Below are 22,068 nucleotides of genomic sequence, written 5' to 3'. Positions count from 1 at the left end.
AGGTGTCATTTTTTCAGTGATTCTTCTTGGCGAAACCAACAGTGACTACATGGAGAGCGTTGAGTATATGTTTTTTCTACAGAGTCAGCATCCTTTGATGGACCGATAGAAATGAGATGCTTTTCCGAGGTCAGGCATTGCCCTGTTTTGAGATCAAATTGCCATCCGTGCATCTTACATGTGAGAATACCTTGCTCCAGATCAAATGACCCATAACGAGAAAGGTCTGCTCCTGCATGGGGGCAGATGCGCTGTATACGATAGCCGTGTTGTTCAAACGTACTGATGGCTTCAGCTTTGTGTTGGTAATAGTTCTCTGCGTAGCGTAAACGTTCTTCTGAAAGGCACTTAAAAAAGGTATAGATGTATTCATTGTAGGTGCCTTTACGTTGTGCTATAAAACGAAACGATAAGAAAAGTGCGTTAACCCAATCTTCTTGGCGGGTCGCGATACATTGTTCCACTAATGATCGATGAATACGAAAATAGTATTTCCAATCTATTTCCCGATTCCAGGCATATACCTGACGAGAGAGGGTATCGATCACTATAGCTTCGTCACCACAATCCAGCACAATACGCCCGCCAATACCATAACAAAGGTAATCTGCCTGTGCTAGCAGAGGTTCAAACCATTCTTTTAGCGCAGCAACAATGGAAATTTGCTGACATGAATGCGCTGCCAGATTAGCTTTAATCCGTGATAATTGACGACGTTGATATGCTTCCAGATACGCTTTTTTGTGATGGAAGATGGATTCACGTATGCCTAATTCTGGATAAGGATGTTTGATGGTTACCGTTCCTTGCTCAAACATGAGACAACTTTCGGGGATAATCAAATGACCATTTTTGTAGCCATGTTCTTTCATGTAATCTAGGAACACAACTTGATCAGGAAAGGTATTGGTAGAATCGCAATCAAAATCATTGTACTGGAACAGTGATGGATCTAAAAAACAAGCTGGGCCTGAGGAAGGAAAAACATGGGCTGCCTTGACCTGTTTGATATAGTACAAGGCACGTGCCATTTCATTTTCACGCTTTTTGCCTCCTAACGTTCGCATCATCTGTTCTGGATAGTCATAAACCATTGGGTACCAAATTGCTCCCGAGAATTGAAGGAAATGTGCAGACACTGGTCGTCCATCTTCCAAAAGAGGTGTGAGATCCAGTGGTCGAGCATCATTTTGATTGAAAATGCGCGTCTTACCATCATCTACTACGAGCGCGCAATCTCCAAGAGGCCCATCTGAAGGGCTGACTGTGGCGAGTGTCATTACTTTCAATCGATTCAAATTGAGCCATTGTCCGCTGGTTGTTTGGCGAAACCGAGTGAACCCAATGTTGCGCAAAGCACGTTCCAGTAGAGGTAAAGGATAATCTGGGAGTAAAACAGTTGCTCCTGACCAGACATACTGTTTTAAGTATGTCTGATCAAAGTGATCTTGATGCAGATGTGAAATATATAGATACGTTGGTTTGCATCCAACTTTTGTTCGCATAAGCATCTCATTGTCAGGAAAAGGAAACCACGAAGAAAAGTAAGCAGGAGTATACCAAGGATCACAGAGGATTGATCCAAATTGCGTCTCAATAAAAAGGCCTGCATGACCGAGATAGGTAATTTTCATGAGTGATCTTCCTCCTAAAAGAGTGTATGTATTTCTCGTTGAGAAGCATGCGAGAAATGCATAATCTGTCCATAGAGATGAGCACGTTCTTCTCTGTTTGGGACCTCTTGAAGAAAAGTGTTTTCAAGTCGATTCATTGCTTCACGTAATGCATATGGTGAGCTAGATCTCACTGCTTCTAGCAATAAAAGAGATGCTTGAGCAGGATCTTTTAAGGTCAGTAACTCTGGCTCTAGCCAGTGATCAGTTGGTTTCCATCGCCATTCTAGCGCAAAAAGGAGCCTGGCAAGCATGATTGCTCCACGAGATACAACCAATTGTGATGATGTCTTATAACCGCGTTGTAGTGCTTTACATGCTTTACCAATCGCGACAGTTGTGCTTACGGCCGCATAGCGAATGCGCAATGTGCGAAATGATGCATCCATCTCAGCAACAGCGGTGCATAAATCTCTTATTAAGCCATCCTGAGCATCGTACAGCACGGATGCATGCTCATAGGGCCAATGCTCTGTATCCAGAGGTGAGACAACTTTCTGCTTTAGGGCAGACAGTGTGGTATATCGAATATCATAACGCAATTTGTGTGTGACCGGATCATGGTATTGCTCAATGCGGGGAACAAGATTATGCAATGTTTCTGTTACTACCACTTCTAGATCATCATCAGAATCGCTATCATCATGACCTTGGCTTTTTGAACCCACAAGGAGAATACCCAGGACGTTCTCATTCTTTTGCAATGAGTGAATAAATTGTGCCGTTTCTGGAAATAAATGGGTCATTGATTGTTCCTTTCCTGGTGGTAGAACCCAATCTGAGAAAGTATATCCATGACTTGTTGTACCTTTGCATAATGTAGGATAACCAGAACTCGAAAAATTTGATGCCTAAAGAAAGTATCCCCGTGAAGATGATGTCAGCTTATAAAAAAGTTTCTTTGTACATTAATTCAATAATATCAATTTAACCTCCTGTCAGACTCCTGTATTGAACGATTTGATTGTCATATGTACTCCTACCAGCCTCCTTTCCTCACGAAATGGTAGGTATTATCCGCAAGGAACTTTTGAGGCATCGGAGTGCTCTTATCCACATGCAACATGGTTACTGGCTGGTTTTCTCTCCCTTTGAAACATATATTATGGCTATTTTTGGCATAGAAATGCTACAATACGCGTAGAAAAGGGGGCTACTTGTTATCATGGAATTAGTGAATGTCTTCGATTACGAATCTCTGGCCCAAACATCTCTAGATGCTGGAACTTGGGCGTATTTTGCCGGCGGGGCAGATGATGAGATAACATTGCGAGCGAATCGTCGCGCTTTTGAACAGGTTCAACTACGGCCACGTGTGCTTGTTGATGTCAGTTGTATTACTATGAACACACGTGTGTTAGGAATCCCTGTTGAAATGCCCATACTTGTTGCTCCCATAGGTTTTCAAGGGTTGGCACATCCAGATGGTGAATGCGCAACAGCCTCTGCCTCTACGAAGACGATCATGATCGTCAGCACGTTCTCATCTCGTACTTTAGAGGAGATTGCACAAGTCGCTACAGGTCCTCTTTGGTTTCAACTTACTGCCCCTAATCGCCTGTGGACAGAGCGGCTTGTCCAACGTGCTGCTGCTGCTGGTTATCGTGCTCTTGTTATCACTGTAGACGCACCGCGCTCTGGTAGGAAAGAAGCCGCACAACGTCTCGATTTTCATCTACCTGCCTACAAAGCAAACTTTGGCGACGAGCCCATGGGAAATGGCTTTACTTCACTTCCGACCTGGAGTTCACTTGCCTGGCTTCGTTCTCTTACATCTCTTCCTATTGTGCTTAAAGGTATTCTGACTGCTGAAGATGCATTGCTCGCCCTTGATCATGGTATGGATGGAATTATTGTTTCTAATCATGGTGGTCGCCAACTTGATGGTGTTCCAGCCACGCTTGAAGTGCTTCCTGAAATTATCGAAGCGGTGAACGGGCGCTGTGAGATTTATATGGATAGTGGTATCCGGCGAGGCACAGATGTTCTCAAGGCATTAGCTTTGGGGGCACAGGCCGTTCTTGTCGGCCGCCCGATTATCTGGGGGTTAGCAGTGAATGGAGCAGATGGTGTTGCCAATGTGCTGGATATGGTTCGTACTGAATTTGAGCAAGCAATGGCTCTCGTCGGTTGCTCTACACTGACCACTATAAACCCTTCTTTCGTGAGAAGAATGGTCTTTAACGGATACCTTAATGGTTACCATAGATCATGAACGAAAAATTTCGGCCAGTCCTTTTATATACTGTTCTTGAGGCCATTTTATGTGCATTTGTTTGTAGATATTGTATGTTTCATTATATCGTAAATGAGAGCCAAGAACGTGTGCCGAATTTGCTGCTAATTCTACATACTTGCCACTCTGGTGCATGTCACCAAATAAGAGGGAAGCTCTTGCCTGGTCAATCGATAATTCTACCCGATCAGGTATTGTTGTCATTGGTACAGAGGCATCGATCTTTGTCAGAATATCCCAGGCTTTTCCTGCTTGCTTAAGATTGAGATACACAACGACTTCAAACCCTTGCGGAAGTTTGAAGTGAGTATATGTGAAATGAGGGTCCTCTTGAGGTTTCTCTGGGAAGATGGTATAGGCGATTTCCAATGCATGTTTGGCTTCATATTCTTGTTCAAGTTCACTGTGAGCCTCCGCCAGACCAGTGTAGAGGCGTCCTCGAAGTAGTGGTGACACCGAAGAGCTAGAGCTATATTGTATTGCTTCCTGGTATGTTTCTAGTATTTGTTCGGGGCATTTTCTCAGATAGCGATTGATGTAACGGTAGACAAGAGCTTTACGGATGAGCGAAGCCACCTGCAAATTCGTATCTTCAGCTATAAGGGCAGATTGTTGTGCCTGTTCGGTATGTATTAATGCTACGCCATAATCTTGTTCTTGCAATGCAAGCATACATGCAAGCTGGTGGGCTTTGGATGCCAGGCTTGCTGCTTGTTGTTGAGATCCAGTGCGTTGTCGAGTTAATAGTGCCAACTGAGAAATATGGCCTGGTAAAACGCGTCGTACTTCTGAAAGTTGCCCATCAAAGTACAGACGCCAAAAGGCTGGAAGAGAGGCAGAGCAGATTGAGAGTATTTCCTCATCGTGTAATGCTGTCCCTGAGTGTATGATACCGAGCAGGTCGGAAGTGACGAGAAGACTTGCTCCAACAGTTGCCATTATTTTGCTTGCTTCACGTCTATTTATTGGCCCGTTTGTGCGGGAAAGAGCTGTGATCTGCTCAAGGGGGGTGCCTCCCGCACTTGACAATTGTCCAGGCACATGCATGCGCTCACGCTGAATTTGCTTAGCCTGTAAGTATTCTCGCACATCACTTGTGCGCTGGTCTGGTTTGTGGGGCTTCCCATCTTCATCTGGTCCCAACTCTGCAAGAGCAACAAGAAATTGATGGTAATATTCTTCAGCTTCTTGGTAGCGTTCCTGTTCACCTAGTAATTCGAGAAGTGGGCGCAATGCGTCTTCGTCTGTTCTATATTGCTGCCAATATGTACGTAGCAAGAGCAATGCCTCGGCTTTGCCTGCGTCAGCGTGTCGCGCTATATAGAGACGCCAGAGAGCATGGACACATTGGCGATACGAGCCATTGAGCATCGCTTGCCGTTCTTTGATCCAGGCAGCATAGGTTTCTTCGGCTAAAAAAGGACCACGTTTCGCCAGAGCAAAGGCCCTTTCCCAGAAAGGAAGACTATCATCGCCAAAACGATCCATACGTGCCGCTTGTTCTACATTCCAGATCAATGCATCAATATCAACCCACAACCTGGGATAAGTGGGTAGCGAGTACATGCTACTACTATCTTTTCTTCCAGTAATAGATGGTAAGAGCGGAATACCATCAGGTGGGTTCAAGATCTTGCGAAATGCTGATGTGATATTGTGGAAGCGGTGAGCGGCAACACTGTGCATTTGCTCTGGCCAGAACTGTTCCATGATCCAGTCACGATGTGCCTGTCGTCCTGGTTGACAGAGCAGCAATTTGAATAGTGAGAGTGCTTGCGAAGCATCTTTTCCGCATAGATCTTCCTCAGAAAGAGGAATAGAGTGACCTGTTTCAGGATCGACCCACTCGATCTTAAATGGCCCACAGAGCCAAACGCGAACAGATGGGAAGTGAGATGGCTTAATATCAATAGAAGCATTCATTATATAACTATTTCCTTGCTATCTATTTGCCTTATTCTTTACATTATTGCGTTGTTTGTATGCACAGTACAATTCCTGCTTCATAGCATTTAATTATCTGATCAAATAGTATGGTATGATCGCTGAGTATATATTATACTACTCTTGATATCATTTCGAGTTAGATATGTCAGGATTAGAAACGATAGATCTTTTCCGTAGATGAAAGCAGTATAGTCAACAGAGATACATATATATGAGCTAGTACTCCTTTCTTTGCAGAAGATGATCAATCGTATGGAGTAATATTTCAATCGTTTGCATGTGTTCTGGTTGGATATGGGACGCCAAACTGGACACCGTTTCCTGATAGAGACGAATGGCCGCAATTCCTCGTTGTTCGATAGAAAGAGGGGAAGAGGATACTCCTGCTGCTTGCATATAGTACTGTGTCCAGGCTGATTGAAGCCCTATTGTTTCTTGAACTTGCTGAAGATAGTGATTCCCTCTTGCAAGAATCCCACCTTGCACACCAACAGCTTCCATCACTGCTGGAAGAATATGCAGGCAGATGCGTTCGACAAGCATTGTCGTGTCGCCTCTGTGGATGGCTCCCAGCGTTCTGAGAATAACTTCGGATAACTCGGCGAGCAGTCTACTCGCATACGCATCTGCATCTGCCTGAAGAGAGCTCCATGTCCAGTGAGAGATTTCTTGCTGAAATGCATGAAAAACTTCCTCTTTATCAAGCAGAATATGAGCATCCCGTATGGTCGATAATCGAAAGATAGCCTCTTGTGGAATACGTAGCCACTCTTTGTAAATAGAAAGCGGACGACTCGAAAGGTTGAGGAGATAGCTATCATACCAGATGAATTGTTTCTGTTGGTGTCGTTCTGAAGTCTCTCTCGTAATTCTTACGATGTCAATATCACTATAAGGTGGGTTGGCGTTTCCACGCGCATAGCTTCCATGGAGAATGATGGCTGTCACTGTTTCATTGTCGATATCAGCAACAAGCTTTTGCAAGAAGGTATCGGATAAATGTGTTGATGAAGAAGTCATTGTTGTACCCTTCATAGTAGAAATAAGGACTTTCTATGAATTATATATTATATAAAGATGTAACATGCCTCTGAATAGATAAGGATAATTTTTCTTATCGCATTCATCTTCTTGTTTTCCATTACGAGGAAGAGCATTCAAGAGATTGGTGCTGAATTTAAACGTGTGGAGGTAATGTGAGTTTAAAACGCGTCTTGTTTATCGGTTTGGGTGAGCTCGGATCTCACATTTTTGACTTGCTTGTTCGAATTCCTGGACGGCATTCGTTCCTTGTGGGAGGAAGAAACCTTGGATATCTTCAGCAGCGAACGAATCTCTCGCTCTTTTCCGCTTTGCAGCTCGGATGTGAACCAAATGTTGCTTGTGTGGCTCTCGATCTAGAGCATGTAGAGCAAACAGCAGAAACCATTGCGGTTTTTCAACCAAATATCATTGTATGTGCTGCAACTCTTCAGAAAAAAGAGGTATTTCAGGATCTTCCCTCTCCTTTGGCAAAGCGCTTGCTGTCAGCCCAACTTGGTCCTCGGCTTCCCTGGCATCTCTCTTTGATCTATAAACTTATGCAAGCGGTAAAAATGTCCGGTCAGACAATCCATGTACTGAATGCAATTTATCCAGATGTCGTGAATCCTATCCTTGCAAAAGTTGACCTAGCCCCAACCACAGGGATTGGAGATCTGGCAAATAATGTCCCAGCTCTCAGGCAAGCAGTTGCGGGCATACTTAATGTGCCACGAGAACAGGTGGATGTTCGCCTGATTATGTCTCGGTATGTCAGTTATTGGATGTCGCGTCACCCTCTCAAAGATGCTCCTCTCTCTTTCTCTGTATTCATCAATGGAGTCGACCAAACCTCTGAGATTGACCGAGCAAAAGTGTTCCAACAGCTTCCATCAACGCTCAAGCGGACTGGCGGTGGTGTTGGGAATATCATGACCGCAACGTCAGCAGCGGTCGTGTTCGATGGGGTCGTCAACGATACTGGTGTTATTACCCATGTTCCCGGTCCTAATGGGTTGCCTGGCGGATATCCTGCCCGCGTAGATGCGCAGGGAGTAGAAGTCGTTCTACCTGAGAAGATCCCATTACAAACCGCCATCCACATCAACGAATCCGGACTTGTACTCGATGGTATTGAACGTATAGATGAGGATGGGGCGGTTTTATTTGCGGAACAAGAAATGTCTGTATTCCGGGAAGTTTTGGGATATGACTGCAGGAAGATGCCACTATGCGAAGTAGATGATTGGGCTAAGGAATTGCAAACCAAATATCATATGCTGGTTCGTTTATAAAAGGTGAAAATATACAATCTGGGTGTAAGGTAGACTGAGAGCGAGGTACTGTTACCAATCCTTTTCTCTCAGTCGCCTTCCGAACCGGCACCGTTTAGTGTAGCTGTACCATCATCGCGAGTTGCACTGTTAATTGTTTTACAAAGCTTCAACCAGTTAGATGATCGCTACGGGCAAGAAGTAAGAAAGAATATTTTATCTAACTCGGTAACTCATCTGCTACTACCAGGGTCAGGGTTAGAAGAAACGGAGTATTACAGTCAACGTATTGGGAATAGTACAATAAAAAAAGAGTCGACAAGTACCACTGGCTATAGTGTAGGGCTGTTCTCCGATCCACAAAACATAACACATACCCAGGACGAAACGGGTCGATGTTTGCTCATGTCGGATGAAATACGGACGAGATGCCAGAAGACACCATACTCATGATCAATTCTTCACGTTCACCAATGCTATTATAGATGACTCCTTATTACCTCAATCGTAAAATGGTGCGCTTGACGGAGATTTCATATCAACTACCCATAAATAGGACACTCCAACCTGATCAATATGTTCCTATGGACACAGGAACGCCAATAGAGGGTCTGGCGTCTCCAAAATATATAACCAGAGATCATGTAACATCCTCGGACCACCCAGAAATAGTTCCAGAAAGCACACAGCATAAACCCTTTGATTCCTTCTTCCTCGACGATTAGAAAACATCAAAATTTCGGGGACTGGACAACAAGTATTTTGAATGTGTTTCCTATTGGAAAAACCTAGCGTTTAGCGATGGGCCAACGAATTCCTATGTATTCGAAGTATTGTTCTGTCTCGGTAAAATGGAGGCAGAAATCTTCACATGTTGGATAGTTTAAGGCATGATAGTGGTCAATGCTGTTCTGCAAATCGTTCCAAAGGTCTTTATCCCCACGGATATCAGGTTTGCCAACCATGTTAAATTGCAGGCGTTTTCCACTCTGCAAATCATGCAAATAATAAAAAGCTATTGACTGATTTTTTCGCCCAATGCGATAGGCGTACATTTGTGGAAACCTGAGCCATACAAAGAATTTGAAGTGTTCATTGGTAAGAAGATCAGGATGGAAATACTCATAGTCCCAGGTCTCTTCTATGATTGGGAAAATAGGTTCTCGCGGATACAATGACCGATCCAGGCGATGATCCACCCCTTCGCCTCCGTGCAAGCGCATAAATTCACCCTGGAGGTTATCGAGTATTTTTCCATAAACCTCACCCGTGTCCATATCCCGGCAGATGATGAGCATCATACTTACGTACCACGTTTTGACATTGACTACTAACAAGCCACCAGGTGCTAGCTGATCAATCCATGCGAAAGGTACAAATGGATAACTCCCAGTTGCAATGATGCGATCATAGGGAGCATTGGGTGCGTAGCCTTCACGACCATCGCCAACGAGTATTGTCATGCCATCGCCGCCGCTTGCACATATGCGTTGAGTGGCCCTGTACACTAGATCCTCGTCAATATCAATAGTCGTTACCAGAGCAGGATCACTGGTAAGTTCAGCGAGCAAAACTGCATTCCAACCTGTCCCGGTTCCGATTTCCAGCACCTTTTGACCAGGTTGGACATGTAGTTCTTCTAACATGGCAGCCATGACCGATGGTTTGGATGAGGATGAAGAGGCATGACCATCAGCAGCAATTTGTGTCACTACTGGCTCATCTCTATAAACTGCCTCAAGCCATTCTGTTTCATTCATCTGTGGCGATAGCTGGACCCATTGGGGCGTCTGTCCTTTGGCTGGTCGTGGCAGATAAAAAGTATCAATAAATACATGCCTGGGTATACGCGCAAATGCTTCAAGAACATTTTGGTTGACGCTATATTTAGACAACTCTTTTTGTAACTTTGTGCGATATTGTTCTATAGAATAATCCTCATTGGATCTATCTGGTATCATATATGGCCTCCCTAGAGAGGAAGAGGCACGTATATGATCTCTTCCTCTCTACTCTCTATTCACAGCTTACTACTTAGTTTTTTCGATGGTCGCCACGCTTCCCGTGATGCCAGCCATACGTATGGCGATATCCGGTAGGGCGACCACGATCACCGCGTCGTCCACCATCGTCTTCGTTAATGGGTCCTTCTTCTTCAAACTCTTCACCTTCCTCTATATCATCGGCATCATCAACCAGATATTCATCGTCATCTTCCCAAGGATTATAGCCAGCATTTTCGCCGCCTCCATCATCCCCTTCACCCCACCGCGCCCTTTGTTTCCCCCTCCTCCATGGCCACTATTTCCCCCTCGGCCGCCACTGCTTCCTCCACCACCACCACGCCGCCGACCAAAAAGATTTGTTGGTAATTCCAGCGCTCTACCTGATACAACGATTTGTTCTATAGATTGTGCCATACCAAGACTCCTTTCCGTAATTATTGAGCAAGGTCATTGTTTTGGATATGCCTCACAGCTAATACTCCTTTGGTACTACTAAGATATTTGTCATCACCGTCTGCCTGATGTCGCAGTTTAAGTTCCTACTGTCTCGTCTAATGTGGGATGAGTGCTGTATGCGCATATAAAAGTTGAAAGGGAAAAGCATGCAGCAATACATTTTTCTTATTTATCCTGGTCTGCTATGTGTGTGTACGTAAAATCACAAAGCAAATAATGAGTGTGCGCTATCTGGTTAAAAGCATCCAAAAGTTTCTGTGTTATTGATTCAGGTATGGCGACCCCAGCAAAGAGGCAATCAATAAAGTTAGGATTAACCAGTGTCTTAAAGTACAAGTCCTGCTTTGTGATATTCATGGCTACGCACATTGAATAGAATCTCAGCTTGCTTGGCTTGGCCAATTCTGTACTCATATGGTGTCCTTTCTAGGAGAAATAGGGCCAAAGGTGGCTTGAAAAGAATACCTCCACAGCATTTGTGTTTTCTCCCTTATTCGCTCTGCCTATTTTTGCCCACAAACAAGATCAATTCTCAGGTTGTGTGAAAGTGTTCCCATTCTAGAAGCAAGTCGGCCCACGACGTATCAAGCGATTGCGCAGGCGTCTTAGTTTTCTCTATGCTATTTCCACAAACTATCCTGACACAACACATCATGGGCTATTTCATGTAATCCCGCATGTTCAAGTGCAGATATGTGATCTGCCAGGCGTTCCATACGGATCGTAATGGATGTATGATTTGCAACGATGGCAGGGTCATATAATGCTCTTTGCGTTGCCTCTGCTTCTAAATCGATCTGCAATTTGACCTTTGCGACCTCGCTCATATTAGGCCTGCTTTCTGATTTGAATGAGAGAATGAGGCATGAATCATTTCTATCACTCCTACATCACTCCTTTTGCTTCTATACTTATCTATGACATAGGATACATGAAATATAATGTGTTGAAAATATGGTTTGAATAGTGCGATGGTGTAACCATCGGTGTCTCTTGCTAAGAGAATCGTGTTCGCATATACTATCTTCAGCAATGAATATGGAACCACTTCATATGAAGGGGCGAATAAGTATGTGTGCTGTCCAACCATCACGAAGAGAGCAAGGGCTTAGTGCATTTGACGCTGGTCCAGACGGGCTTCTGCGTCCTGGACAAGTTATTCGGCATTTTCGCCAGACCAGGCTCAAAGCAGATGGAATGCCCTGGACACAACGCGATTTAGCCCAGGTCTTAGGCAAACAAGAGTTAGCCATAAGAGAAATGGAGCTTCGAGATAGTGGGTTGAATGATATTATTCGTCGGCGTTTTCTCGCTGAATTGTTTGCTATTCCGCCAAGTCTCTTAGGATTAGCGACGGTGCCAGAAATAGAGAACCCAGGCGCAGTTATTTCGATCTGGTGGGTAAAGCTCGGATTTCCCGCATTTGACGCTGGTCCAGACGGGTTTCCGCGTCCTGGGCAAGTCATCCGACATTTTCGCCAGATGAGAGTCAAGGCAGATGGAAAGCCCTGGACGCAACGCGATTTAGCTCAGGTCTTAGGCAAACAAGAACTTGCTATGAGAGATATGGAATTAAGGGATACAGGTTTGAATGACATTCCACGCAGAAGGTTTCTTGCTCATCTTTTCGACATTCCCCTCTTCTTCTGGGGTTAGCCGCACTCTCGCATCCGTCAAGCAAAATTTCTCAAAGTACGTCTGCACCAAAGCCTCTGATCGTTTCAGACCGGATCGATCTTGAGGAGGTTCGAGCCAGGCTGACGGATTTTTGGATACAGAATGATGGAGCCTCTCAGGATGTATTTCATACACTTGATATGACATTGAAGCGATTATATGAATGCTATCCTACCACAGCATCCTCTGAGCGTTTAGAGGTTGTAACCGCTCTGTGCGAATTACACATTCATGCAGCCAATCTTTTACGAGACAGGGGGAAATTCAGCAAATCACTTGAACATTTGAATAAAACAAAAGATCTTCATGTACTTCTGAATGATGATGAGCTCAAAGCCGACGTGCTCTATAGACGCGGAGGGCTGTACCTGGAAAAAGGAGAGATTTCTCTGGCTTTGGATGACTACCATACAGCCGAGCAGAAGCTGGACAATGTCTCTGCACCGCTCCAGGCTGCTGTTTTGCTCGAAACAGCCCTCTCTGAGGCCAGGATAGCAGATTCAAAGCAGCAATGTACGGCTGTTCTGAAAAAACTTGATCAGGCTGGTCGTATTATTAGAGTCGAACGGACTGAAGTAGGAAGAGAAAAGAAGCCCTATCTCAAGGTTGACTTAGCACGTTATCATCTGGATCGAGCCGCAACGTTGATTGCTCTTGGGAATCCTGATGAGGCACAGCAGGAACTCACGCTGCTTTCTTTTTCTCAACTCAACGGCAGGCGCTCTGTGTACCACTTGATCTTGCAAGCTCAGGCTTGCTTCGGTCTGAAAGAGTATTCGCAAGCAGCGATGCTGGTAGAAGAAGCGTTGCCTCTCGCCCGTACAATGCGCTCGCGTGTAAATTTGGAACGCATCAAGACGCTCTATAAGCAGCTTCAAGACACCCCCTTTCGAAATAATCCAGAAGTTGGGCGCCTTGGCTATCTGCTTTTTCATACGTGAGAACAAAAGCGCTGATATCACCGTACGGATTCACTGTTGTCTGTTCTTTTTAAGAAATGTCGTAAAGGAGTTTTACTTGCAATTACAGATATCCTCTACTACGCCAATCGACTTGCAAATGCATACCACATATAGTGATGGACGCTGGTCAGCAGAGCAACTTTTTGAGTACCTCGCACAAGAACGTTTTGGCCTGGTCGCGGTGACAGATCACGATCGCGTGGATACGGTAGAACGCATCCAACACCTGGGGGTTCAAAAACAGGTGCCAGTTCTCGCAGCTGTAGAGATAAGTGCCCAGTTTCATGGAAAGATGGCTGATGTCCTCTGTTTTGGTTTTGACCCTCATGATCAGGCGCTTCGCACCATTGCTGATGATGTTCGACAACGCCAGAAAGACAACGCAGAGCGGGTGTATGAAGAGTTACAGAGCCGAGGCTACCGATTTCCACATCCTCAAGATCTGCGTGTGGCAGGTGACTGTGGCAAATTGTTGATCAAGCAGGGTATGGTCCCCGATTGGCCGAGCGCCTTGACGTTGTTGACCGATGCAGGATATTGTGAAATGAAGGCGGATATAGGCCAGGCCGTTGAGGCAGCACACCAGAGTGGAGGTGTCGCCTTGATTGCGCATCCAGGCCGTGGTTTGCGAGAGTCTCAGGAATTTACCGATTACACACCGGAACTGCTCGATCAAGTGCGTGCAGAAATCCCTCTCGATGGCATTGAAGTTTACTATCCCACACATTCTCCAGAACAAGTGGAAACCTATTTAGCGTATGCAATGAAGCACGACTTGCTGATCAGTGCTGGCTCAGACTCACACGGCCCTCCTGGTCGCATGCCGATCAAGTATCGCGCCGAACTCTGTCGACGCCTCCTTGAGCGTGTAGGCATCCAGGTGCAATGAGCTAGAATATGTGCCGCGAAACGGTGGGCCTGTACGGAAAAACAGGCATCATCAGTGAATATCCGAGACCAATAATAAGAAAAACTGTCCACGTAGTGAAATCTACCCGGACAGTTTTTTCATACCTAAATTCTTTCTACATGATAATGTATGGTTTGTTTTTCCAACTACACCAGTCCTTTTCTCAGAACAAGGCAGTATCAGCTAGCGCGGCAAGTGCTGACTCGGTACAATTGTGCTTCTCTTTTCCATGAGCCATAAAACGGACATTGCGTATAGATTTAATCAATCCGATATATGATCGCAATCTCTTCCATGTACTTACATACAAAACCAGAAAAAATATTTCGAAAGATTTTAACGTATTAAATCCCTTTTGGTTGCGTCGAAAGCAGCATATTCAATACGTTTATTTCAAACTTCTCTTTTTATGCTTATTTTCTTGTGTTAATCAGGATGGAGATGTACATAGCAGTATTTCTTCTTAAATAGCACTTGCATCCCTGGAAGTATGGTATAATCTTTTGCAATTGGATAGATGCATTCCTAATTATGAAAAGTGATGAGAGGTGAAAGCTGATGGATGATTGGAATAGAGAGGGGCTGATTGACTTAAAGGAAATATGGCTTAGACAGGAGCAGGAGATATGTGCTGATACACGCTGTTCTTTCTGTGGAAAGCGTAGAGATCAAGTGAACCGACTAACCGCAGGGCCAGGCAAAGTCTACGTGTGTGACGAATGTGTTGATCTCTATCGAGAGCATTTCGAACACATGGGTGGGTCATTCAACCCAAAAGAGAAACTTTCGCATCTCTGTCCATCGTGTGGCACACACGCTCCTATGAGCCATAAGTATTGCTACAATTGTGGAATACAATTTGAGCCGCAAGCAGATTCATAAAGAGAGACTTTGCCAGTTTGCTATCCCGTTTGTTTCGTTGCATTGAAGAGAGCGCAACAATGATCAGAGCAAGGTGATAAGTAAAGTTTCAAAGATCATGAGTATTCTTATGAGTATCATTTGTGGAGGATAGGCGATGCATAATGATTTCATGTGCAAGGCTAGAAAACTGCTGATATCTCACGCATAGGAAAGATATATATCATTTCATACGCTTTGCTCCTCGTAAATGATAGCTATCCCGTCCATGTTGTTTTTGTGGAACATTAGTCATCGCCATAGTGTTTCTTATAGAAATGTGTAGTACCCAATTGTAAGGGGAAATGGTTATAGGTTATTTTTCATCTATCAAAAGGCAAAACGATGGATTATGAACGCCTCGAAGTTGATCTACAACACAGTCCGGCCATCAAACTGTTAAGAGCGGATAATGCCGCACTTATTCTTCGCTTTTTTCATCAAGAATTTAAGCGAGAACCTCATGTTTCTCTGCATTGGTCAGCATTCGTGGAGCATCTAGAGGATGAGTTAGAAAGAATACATCTCACCGCTCCAGGTCGTTATCCTCGTTCTGCACAAGCGTATGTAAGTGATTGGGCAGATCAACAATTTATTAGGATCATAGCGCCTGTTCCCGGGAGGAGCGAGAAGCCGACGGTTGAATTGACTGCTGATGCAGAACGTGCTATCGGGTGGCTTGATGAGATGCATGCTCAGCCTTTTGTCGGCACTGAGTCCCGTTTTTTGCTGGTGGTGCAAATGCTTCAGGATATTGTGCACAAGAGTACGGAAGATCCTCAAGAAAGACTCGCGCAACTGGAGCAGCAACGTGATGAATTGCAACGTCAGATTGAAGACATCCGTGCTACTGGGAAGGTTGATGATCGATATACCTCGACGCAAGTTCGTGAGCGTTTTTTTGAGGCGACGGCACTTGCGCGTCAACTTCTTCGTGATTTTCACCTCGTTGAAGACCGCTTCCGTGAGATTGCCCATTCTATTCAGGAAAGGCAGTTACAGCCAGACATTCGCAAGGGGTCTCTCATCGAATATGTCCTTGATGCTGATTCCGAGCTAAAGCTTTCCGACCAGGGGAGGAGCTTCTATGCTTTTTGGGATTTTCTGATGGCCCCTTCTCAGCAAGATATATTCTATACGTTGTTAGATAATCTCCGTCATATTCCTGAGCTTCAGCCTGTTGCTCGTGCAGATGATATTCTTCGACGCTTGCCAGCTTACCTGATTAATGCCGGTGAACAAGTAGTGCAATCAAACTCTCGGCTTGCTGAACAACTGCGCCGTATTCTTGATGAGCAGGCACGTGCTGAGAGTCGTCGTGTTCGTGAATTGACCACAGAGATTAAGTTCCTGGCTCGCCAGATTGGGGATTCCCTGTCAAACGAGGAGGGATTTCTTGAACTAGAAGGGCCTCCGTTTGTTTCACTCATCATGGAAAGAGGTTTATGGGAACCGAGCGAGACCATACCGGTTGAGATGCAACCGGAAGCAGGTGATGATGATCTGACTGAGGTTGATTTTATTCGCCTCCACACACAATTTTATGTCGATGAGGCCGTATTATGCGAACGAATCGAGAGCATATTAGCGCTTCGTCCAGAAGTGACGCTTGCCCACCTCCTTGAACAGTTCCCTTTAGACAAGGGGCTTTCTGAACTTCTGGCATATTGCTCTATCGCCGCAAAAAGTACCTCTCATAGGATTGATAGCACACAAAAAGATGTTGTTCCACTTTTTTCATCTTCAGATGGAATTGAATCCCCGAAGGTAGTTGTTCTTCCGAGAGTTCTTTATCGAAGGAATAGCGATGAAAAGTAATACAGTTGTGGCTTATGCACCTGTGATTATCAAGTTGCTTCAGGGGCCACTCTTTAGCGATGAGCCAAATTCATGGAATCTTCTGCTTCATTATGTCGAGCAGATACAAGCATACTTTGCCCAAATCGGCTTGGAAGTTCAATTACATGAAGAAGATGGATTTGCTTATCTGCACCAGCCCACCATTGAGGACGATGATGGACATTCCTATGTGCTTCCTCGACTGACACGCAGAGATCGTTTGAACTATCATACGACGTTACTATGTGTTTTATTACGTGAGCAACTGGATCAATTCGAGTCGAGTAACCTTGATAGTGGCTCTTGTCTCCTGACTAGGAAACAACTCTACGACCTCCTATTCCCATTCTTGCCTGAACGCTCCAATCAGCTGGTTATGTATAAAAAAATGGATGCGACTATCTCAACTGTTATTGAGCTTGGTTTCTTAAAACGTATAACATCACAGACAGACAGCGAATATTTTGAGATCCGACGCCTTGTGAAGGCACGCGTGAATGCAGAGCGGTTACTTGAAATAAAGGAGAAGTTGCAGCGATATGGAACCCCTCTCTCTGAAACCACAGATGCTTGATATTGGAACATCTATGACTGGATTTCGCTTAATGCAGTTAGAAGTCTATAACTGGGGAACGTTCAATCAACGAGTGTGGAAGATGTCACCTGGTGGTGGAACTGCATTACTCACAGGAGCAAACGCATCTGGAAAGTCTACGCTCGTTGATGCCTTACTTACGTTGCTTGTGCCATATAATCGACGCACGTATAATCAGGCATCTGGGACCGAGAAACATCGAGAGCGTGATGAGAGAACCTATATTCTGGGAGCCTGGAGTAAGCAGAAAGACAGTGGGAGCAGCCAGGCTCGCCCCGAATATCTTCGGGATAAAACATCCTACTCTGTTCTACTTGCAGTTTTTCATAATGACCAGTCTAGGCGTGATGTGACTCTGGCTCAGGTCTTACGTGTTCAGGATGATGGCATCTCCAAATTTTTCGTCGTTGCGCCACTGGCTTTGACAATTGTCGAACACTTTCGCTTGACTGGGACGCTAACAGAATTGCGTAAGCAACTTCGTGCATCTGGTGCTGAAGTATACAACGAATTCGCAGCCTATAGTCGGCAAATCCGTCATCTGATGAATGTGCGTTCAGAGAAGGCGTTTGATCTCTTCAATCAGATCGTCTCTATGAAGGAAATTGGGGGTCTCAACACCTTCGTTCGAGATCATATGCTAGAAAAGACAGATATCCAGCATCGTATTGCCCAATTGCATGCCAACTTTGAGAACTTAACACGTTCACATGACGCCATTCTTCTGGCGCAGAAGCAGTTGGACATTCTTCGTCCACTATGCGATGAAGCGAACAAATATGTTGAACTACAGATCCGTATTAGCGAAGCGCAGCGCTGTATTGATTTGGTGCCCTTTTATATCATTAAGAGCAAATTGAATCTTTTAGAAGGAGCTCTTGCCACAGCAGAGCTAAAACGAGAGGATCTCCAAGATCAGTTGAGCGGTGTGAGTGAGAGACTCAAGGATTTGAAGCAACAGGAGATAGATTTGCATGTTGCTCTGAGCAATAATCAGATTGGGCAACAAATTGCGCGTCTTAACTTACAACTCAATCATCGGCTTTCTGAACAGAGGAGCAAGGAGAAAGAAACTCATCGATATAATGCATTGGCAGAATCGTTAGGATTAGCTGGCTATCGGGATAAAACGACGTTTTATGCAACAATTCAGCAAGCAAAATCTTTTCTCGATCAGATGAATGCAGAGTTAGAGGAATTCAAAGATGAGCGTGATACTGTTATGCAACAGCTCACAACCACAAAGGGAATAAGCGAGTCTCTTTATGATGAAATCACGTCTCTCAGAGAGCGTAAAAGTCAAATCCCGAATTTGGATATCGCTATTCGTCGCCAGTTGGCGATCGATTTACACATTGTAGAAGATGAACTGCCATTTATTGGTGAACTTCTCCGCGTCCGCGAGAATGAGCAACTCTGGGAAGCAGCAACTGAACGTCTGCTTCATCATTTTGCATTGCAGGTGCTGGTACCAGAACAGTGGTATCATCAGGTAAGTCGCTTTGTTGAGAAAACGCATCTGGGCAGACGTTTCGTTTATCACCGTGTTGCTGTTGGCCAACGTACACCTCGTAATACCAATTTACCCTATCATAATATGCTGTATAATAAGCTCGAAATCAAAGCTGGTACGGCTTTTAGCGATTGGCTTGCTGCGGAGATTATTGACCGCTATGATTATCTTTGTTGCGAAACACTTGAAGAGTTTCAGCAAGCACGACGTGCATTGACCGTCAAGGGACAAATCAAGCATAGCGCTGTTTTGCATGAGAAGGATGACCGCCAGCAACTTGGAGATCGTACCTTTTATGTACTTGGATGGAATAATAAAGAGAAGTTAGTCGTTCTGGAAAAGCAGCTTGCGAAGCAAAAGGAGGACTTTAGCCGTTTACAAGCGGCCGTTGCGAATCTGGAAAAACATCAGAAACAGGGCCAAGGAAAGCAACAGGGTTTACAGCGATTCCTGGAATTTGAGCACTTTACTACGATTGATTGGCGAACAGAGGAGCAGGCTGTGCTTGCTTTACAAGCACAAATACAGGATCTGGAAAAGAATTCGAGTCTGGCTGAGCTTCGTCGACAACTAAAAGGCGTCGAGGAAGAACTTAGTAGTGGTCAAGAAAACTATAATCATCTTAATGGCTCGATTGCGACCTTCCAGCACGATATCGAGACGTATACAAATCAACAAGAACAATGCCATAAAACGTACAAGAAGCTGGGATCAGAAAGAGCCGCGCAACTGGCCCATCTTGAAAAAGAGCATGGGAGCAAAGAACTTACTCTTGAGACAGTTGATAAAGAGGAAAGTGTTCTTACCATGTTCTATACACGACGTATCAATTCACTGCAGGGCACTTTGAATCCCTTAGGACCACAGATGGTTCTTCGTATGCAAGAACTGAGAGGGACGAGCGCAAAGATAGCGCAAGAAGTTGATACCTCTCTAGAAGCTATTGACCAATATAAGCAATATTATGAACAGATCAAACGGGAAGATCTGCCCCGCCACTCAAAACGTTTTAAAGAACTCCTCAATGACAACGTTATCATTGATATCAACTCATTTAAAGCTGGCTTAGAGCAGCAAGAGAAAGAAATTGAAGAGAGTATAGAGAAGTTGAACCGCTCTCTGGGTAGAATTGACTACACTCCATTAACGTATATTCAATTGTGCTGTGAGCGAACTCATGATCAGCAGGTGCGGGATTTTAAAATGGAATTGCGAGCCTGTCTCCCTGATGTTTCCCAGCAACGTACTCCAGAAGCAAATGAGGTAAGCTTTCAGCGTATTCATGCTTTGCTCCAGCGCTTTCAGCAGGAAGAACGGTGGACAACAAAAGTGACGGATGTCCGGAATTGGCTGGACTTTTCCGCAGAAGAACTTTACCGTGAAGATGGAAAGCGCAAGAACTACTATTCGGACTCATCTGGGAAATCTGGTGGGCAGAAGACAAAGCTAGCATATACTATTCTCGCTTCAGCAATAGCGTATCAATATGGCCTTGATCAAGAAGAGGGACATGAACGTACCTTTCGATTTGTGGTCGTTGATGAGGCATTTAGTAAATCAGATGAAATGAATGCTCGCTATGCGATGGAACTTTTTAAACAGCTTGAGTTGCAACTGCTTGTCGTGACTCCACTTGATAAGATTCATGTCATTGAGCCCTACATCTCTGCGTGTCATTATGTGGTCAATACGGAAGAAGAGAATGACTCAAAGGTGTATAACCTCTCAATTGAACAGTATTATCAGCAGAAACGGGAGATAGAGATGGGAGTGATGATTAGTGATTACGCCGATTGAGATAAGACGAAAAGGGGAGCGATACTATCTCCACTTTTTACAAAGCTGGTTGAAGGAAGAGGCGTTTGTACCCTATGCATTTCCCGTTGGTACACCGCCTGCAGATTTCGTCGCGTTCCGTGGTGCCGTAGAGGCACTCTATCGTCATTCGAAAGAGCAGCGTGGGTATGGCTATACTATCGTGTCGCAATTTAAGCGTATGCAGCAGCATGGAAATCAGAATTTGCCGGTTCGCATTCTCATTGAGACTCCGCAAGATCTTCTCGGGTTGATCGAGAAAGAGGAGGAGTTTGAGCACTTTCAGCAAGATGTCGCATTGATTCGCACACACATGCCGCAACTTAACGAGTGGCTGATGCATCACCCGCAACGTATCATTAATCACCATCTTGATTGGCTTGCTTTACTCAAGATTTGCGCCTACTTTTTAGAGCACCCACGACCAAATATGTATATTCGTGAACTTCCCATTGCTGTCCATACAAAGTTTATCGAGCAGCATGTCGGTATCGTGCAGGAACTCTTGAAGGTTCTTCTTCCAGAGACTTCAATACGATTAGATGCACCAACATTTGAACAGCGTTTTGGTCTGCGCGAAGATGAATCCCTTATTCGCATACGGTTTCTTGATAATCAGATCATGGCTCGATATGCTCTCCCTGTCACGGATATCAGTCTCCCGATTTCGCAGCTCGCTCAGATTGAGTTGCAGGAACAGGTGTGTATTGTAACTGAAAACAAGATGACGTTTTTGACATTGCCAGCACTTCATCAGACCTTCGCTATTTTTGGGAGTGGTTTTATGGTCAATAATTTGTCGAGTCTTTCTTGGCTTGCTACCTGTCCTATCCTCTACTGGGGGACCTGGATGCTCACGGTTTTCAGATCCTCTCTCAGCTTCGTGCAGCATTTCCTCGTGTAATTTCTATGATGATGGACAAAGCAACGCTCTCTACATTTTCAGAGTTTTGGGTCACGGGTACACCTTTATCTGTGCAACGCTTACCCCATCTCACTGATGAGGAGCACGACCTCTTTATTTATCTCATGAAGGAAAATATTCGGCTAGAGCAGGAACGCATTAGTTATGTCTATGCCATCAGATATATAAGAGAGAGATATCTGAGTTTGAATTGCGAGGATGTGTTGTTGAACCATAACTTTACTCTTGAGTAGCCTCTCCTCTTCCATTAAACATGAACAGCTTTATTGCTATTTTCTATTTCAGGCTCTTCCGCACAAACCGTGTTCAGCAATAGGGTG

Annotated in this window: 18 protein-coding genes and 1 pseudogene; 11 read left to right on the top strand and 8 right to left on the bottom strand. The window is 44.7% G+C overall.

The annotated features are described in order from the left end of the window. Positions 1-5 precede the first annotated feature (5 nt). Together EL645_RS28285 and EL645_RS28280 are read right to left on the bottom strand one after the other, a co-directional pair. Positions 6-1,634: a Rieske 2Fe-2S domain-containing protein gene (locus tag EL645_RS28285; RefSeq protein ID WP_126554864.1), complete on the bottom strand. Its 1,629-nt coding sequence runs from the start codon at positions 1,632-1,634 to the stop codon at positions 6-8. Between the two features lie 14 nt (positions 1,635-1,648). Next, positions 1,649-2,419: a hypothetical protein gene (locus tag EL645_RS28280; protein ID WP_126554862.1), complete on the bottom strand. Its 771-nt coding sequence runs from the start codon at positions 2,417-2,419 to the stop codon at positions 1,649-1,651. 419 nt (positions 2,420-2,838) lie between these two features. Between EL645_RS28280 and EL645_RS28275 the strand changes: the two genes are divergently transcribed. Then, entirely contained in the window at positions 2,839-3,888 is a 1,050-nt protein-coding gene (locus EL645_RS28275) for an alpha-hydroxy acid oxidase (protein ID WP_126554860.1), read from the top strand. Here EL645_RS28275 and EL645_RS28270 read toward each other — a convergent pair. Then, positions 3,883-5,832, bottom strand: a complete 1,950-nt coding sequence (locus tag EL645_RS28270; protein WP_126554858.1) for an AfsR/SARP family transcriptional regulator — start codon at positions 5,830-5,832, stop codon at positions 3,883-3,885. The two genes, EL645_RS28275 and EL645_RS28270, sit on opposite strands and share 6 nt — an antisense overlap. Positions 5,833-6,072: 240 nt before the next feature. Then, complete coding sequence (locus tag EL645_RS28265) at positions 6,073-6,876, bottom strand: nucleotidyltransferase domain-containing protein (RefSeq protein WP_161977765.1); 804 nt, start codon at positions 6,874-6,876, stop codon at positions 6,073-6,075. Between the two features lie 176 nt (positions 6,877-7,052). Between EL645_RS28265 and EL645_RS28260 the strand changes: the two genes are divergently transcribed. Further along, positions 7,053-8,171 carry a hypothetical protein gene (locus EL645_RS28260; protein ID WP_126554854.1) on the top strand — a complete coding sequence of 373 codons (1,119 nt, stop codon included), beginning with the start codon at positions 7,053-7,055 and terminating at the stop codon, positions 8,169-8,171. Positions 8,172-8,219: 48 nt separating this feature from the next. Next, positions 8,220-8,603 carry a TraM recognition domain-containing protein gene (locus EL645_RS45890; protein ID WP_126557713.1) on the top strand — a complete coding sequence of 128 codons (384 nt, stop codon included), beginning with the start codon at positions 8,220-8,222 and terminating at the stop codon, positions 8,601-8,603. 335 nt (positions 8,604-8,938) lie between these two features. Here the strand turns inward: EL645_RS45890 and EL645_RS28250 are convergent, their stop codons facing one another. The 4 genes from EL645_RS28250 to EL645_RS28240 form a co-directional block, all read right to left on the bottom strand. Then, positions 8,939-10,111, bottom strand: a complete 1,173-nt coding sequence (locus EL645_RS28250; RefSeq protein WP_126554852.1) for a methyltransferase domain-containing protein — start codon at positions 10,109-10,111, stop codon at positions 8,939-8,941. 69 nt (positions 10,112-10,180) lie between these two features. Further along, entirely contained in the window at positions 10,181-10,309 is a 129-nt protein-coding gene (locus tag EL645_RS44630; RefSeq protein WP_281276429.1) for a hypothetical protein, read from the bottom strand. A gap of 15 nt (positions 10,310-10,324) precedes the next feature. Further along, positions 10,325-10,570, bottom strand: coding sequence for a hypothetical protein (locus EL645_RS28245; RefSeq protein WP_126554850.1), 246 nt, complete (start codon positions 10,568-10,570; stop codon positions 10,325-10,327). 662 nt (positions 10,571-11,232) lie between these two features. Next, positions 11,233-11,439: a hypothetical protein gene (locus tag EL645_RS28240; protein WP_126554848.1), complete on the bottom strand. Its 207-nt coding sequence runs from the start codon at positions 11,437-11,439 to the stop codon at positions 11,233-11,235. Between the two features lie 370 nt (positions 11,440-11,809). On the opposite strand from EL645_RS28240, the gene EL645_RS28235 reads away from it, so the two are divergent. The 8 genes and pseudogenes from EL645_RS28235 (at position 11,810) to EL645_RS28200 (ending at position 21,981) form a co-directional block, all read left to right on the top strand. Beyond that, positions 11,810-12,268: a hypothetical protein gene (locus tag EL645_RS28235; RefSeq protein ID WP_126554846.1), complete on the top strand. Its 459-nt coding sequence runs from the start codon at positions 11,810-11,812 to the stop codon at positions 12,266-12,268. A 305-nt stretch (positions 12,269-12,573) separates the two neighbouring features. Next, positions 12,574-13,230 (top strand): hypothetical protein, encoded by a 657-nt coding sequence (locus EL645_RS28230; RefSeq protein WP_126554844.1) that lies wholly within the window; start codon positions 12,574-12,576, stop codon positions 13,228-13,230. A gap of 76 nt (positions 13,231-13,306) precedes the next feature. Then, a complete protein-coding gene (locus EL645_RS28225; protein ID WP_246035606.1) occupies positions 13,307-14,140 on the top strand; it encodes a PHP domain-containing protein in 834 nt (277 codons plus the stop codon). A 579-nt stretch (positions 14,141-14,719) separates the two neighbouring features. Continuing rightward, positions 14,720-15,043 (top strand): ClpX C4-type zinc finger protein, encoded by a 324-nt coding sequence (locus tag EL645_RS44625; RefSeq protein WP_126554842.1) that lies wholly within the window; start codon positions 14,720-14,722, stop codon positions 15,041-15,043. A 363-nt stretch (positions 15,044-15,406) separates the two neighbouring features. Further along, the gene (locus tag EL645_RS28215) at positions 15,407-16,879 is read left to right on the top strand and encodes a DUF3375 domain-containing protein (RefSeq protein ID WP_126554840.1); all 1,473 of its coding nucleotides are present in this window, start codon (positions 15,407-15,409) and stop codon (positions 16,877-16,879) included. Next, positions 16,869-17,474 carry a DUF4194 domain-containing protein gene (locus EL645_RS28210; RefSeq protein WP_126554838.1) on the top strand — a complete coding sequence of 202 codons (606 nt, stop codon included), beginning with the start codon at positions 16,869-16,871 and terminating at the stop codon, positions 17,472-17,474. The genes EL645_RS28215 and EL645_RS28210 overlap by 11 nt, the downstream gene beginning before the upstream one ends. Further along, positions 17,440-20,805, top strand: coding sequence for an ATP-binding protein (locus EL645_RS28205; protein ID WP_126554836.1), 3,366 nt, complete (start codon positions 17,440-17,442; stop codon positions 20,803-20,805). Before EL645_RS28210 ends, EL645_RS28205 begins: the two co-directional genes overlap by 35 nt. Continuing rightward, a pseudogene (locus tag EL645_RS28200) lies at positions 20,789-21,981 on the top strand (Wadjet anti-phage system protein JetD domain-containing protein). Before EL645_RS28205 ends, EL645_RS28200 begins: the two are co-directional and overlap by 17 nt. Positions 21,982-22,068: the final 87 nt, after the last annotated feature.

The sequence above is a fragment of the Dictyobacter kobayashii genome (assembly GCF_003967555.1).
GTDB classification, from domain to species: Bacteria; Chloroflexota; Ktedonobacteria; order Ktedonobacterales; family Ktedonobacteraceae; genus Dictyobacter; species Dictyobacter kobayashii.
This window is presented reverse-complemented; position numbering and strand designations above follow the sequence as displayed.

Excerpts from the sequence above, each read along its gene's own strand:
- EL645_RS28235 (WP_126554846.1), top strand. The coding sequence starts at position 11,810 with ATGCCCTGGACACAACGCGATTTAGCCCAGGTCTTAGGCAAACAAGAG.
- EL645_RS28240 (WP_126554848.1), bottom strand. The coding sequence starts at position 11,439 with ATGAGCGAGGTCGCAAAGGTCAAATTGCAGATCGATTTAGAAGCAGAG.
- EL645_RS44625 (WP_126554842.1), top strand. The coding sequence starts at position 14,720 with ATGGATGATTGGAATAGAGAGGGGCTGATTGACTTAAAGGAAATATGG.
- EL645_RS28265 (WP_161977765.1), bottom strand. The coding sequence starts at position 6,876 with ATGACTTCTTCATCAACACATTTATCCGATACCTTCTTGCAAAAGCTT.
- EL645_RS28205 (WP_126554836.1), top strand. The coding sequence starts at position 17,440 with ATGGAACCCCTCTCTCTGAAACCACAGATGCTTGATATTGGAACATCT.
- EL645_RS28245 (WP_126554850.1), bottom strand. The coding sequence starts at position 10,570 with ATGGCACAATCTATAGAACAAATCGTTGTATCAGGTAGAGCGCTGGAA.
- EL645_RS28285 (WP_126554864.1), bottom strand. The coding sequence starts at position 1,634 with ATGAAAATTACCTATCTCGGTCATGCAGGCCTTTTTATTGAGACGCAA.
- EL645_RS28270 (WP_126554858.1), bottom strand. The coding sequence starts at position 5,832 with ATGAATGCTTCTATTGATATTAAGCCATCTCACTTCCCATCTGTTCGC.
- EL645_RS28275 (WP_126554860.1), top strand. The coding sequence starts at position 2,839 with ATGGAATTAGTGAATGTCTTCGATTACGAATCTCTGGCCCAAACATCT.
- EL645_RS28210 (WP_126554838.1), top strand. The coding sequence starts at position 16,869 with ATGAAAAGTAATACAGTTGTGGCTTATGCACCTGTGATTATCAAGTTG.
- EL645_RS28280 (WP_126554862.1), bottom strand. The coding sequence starts at position 2,419 with ATGACCCATTTATTTCCAGAAACGGCACAATTTATTCACTCATTGCAA.
- EL645_RS28215 (WP_126554840.1), top strand. The coding sequence starts at position 15,407 with ATGGATTATGAACGCCTCGAAGTTGATCTACAACACAGTCCGGCCATC.
- EL645_RS28250 (WP_126554852.1), bottom strand. The coding sequence starts at position 10,111 with ATGATACCAGATAGATCCAATGAGGATTATTCTATAGAACAATATCGC.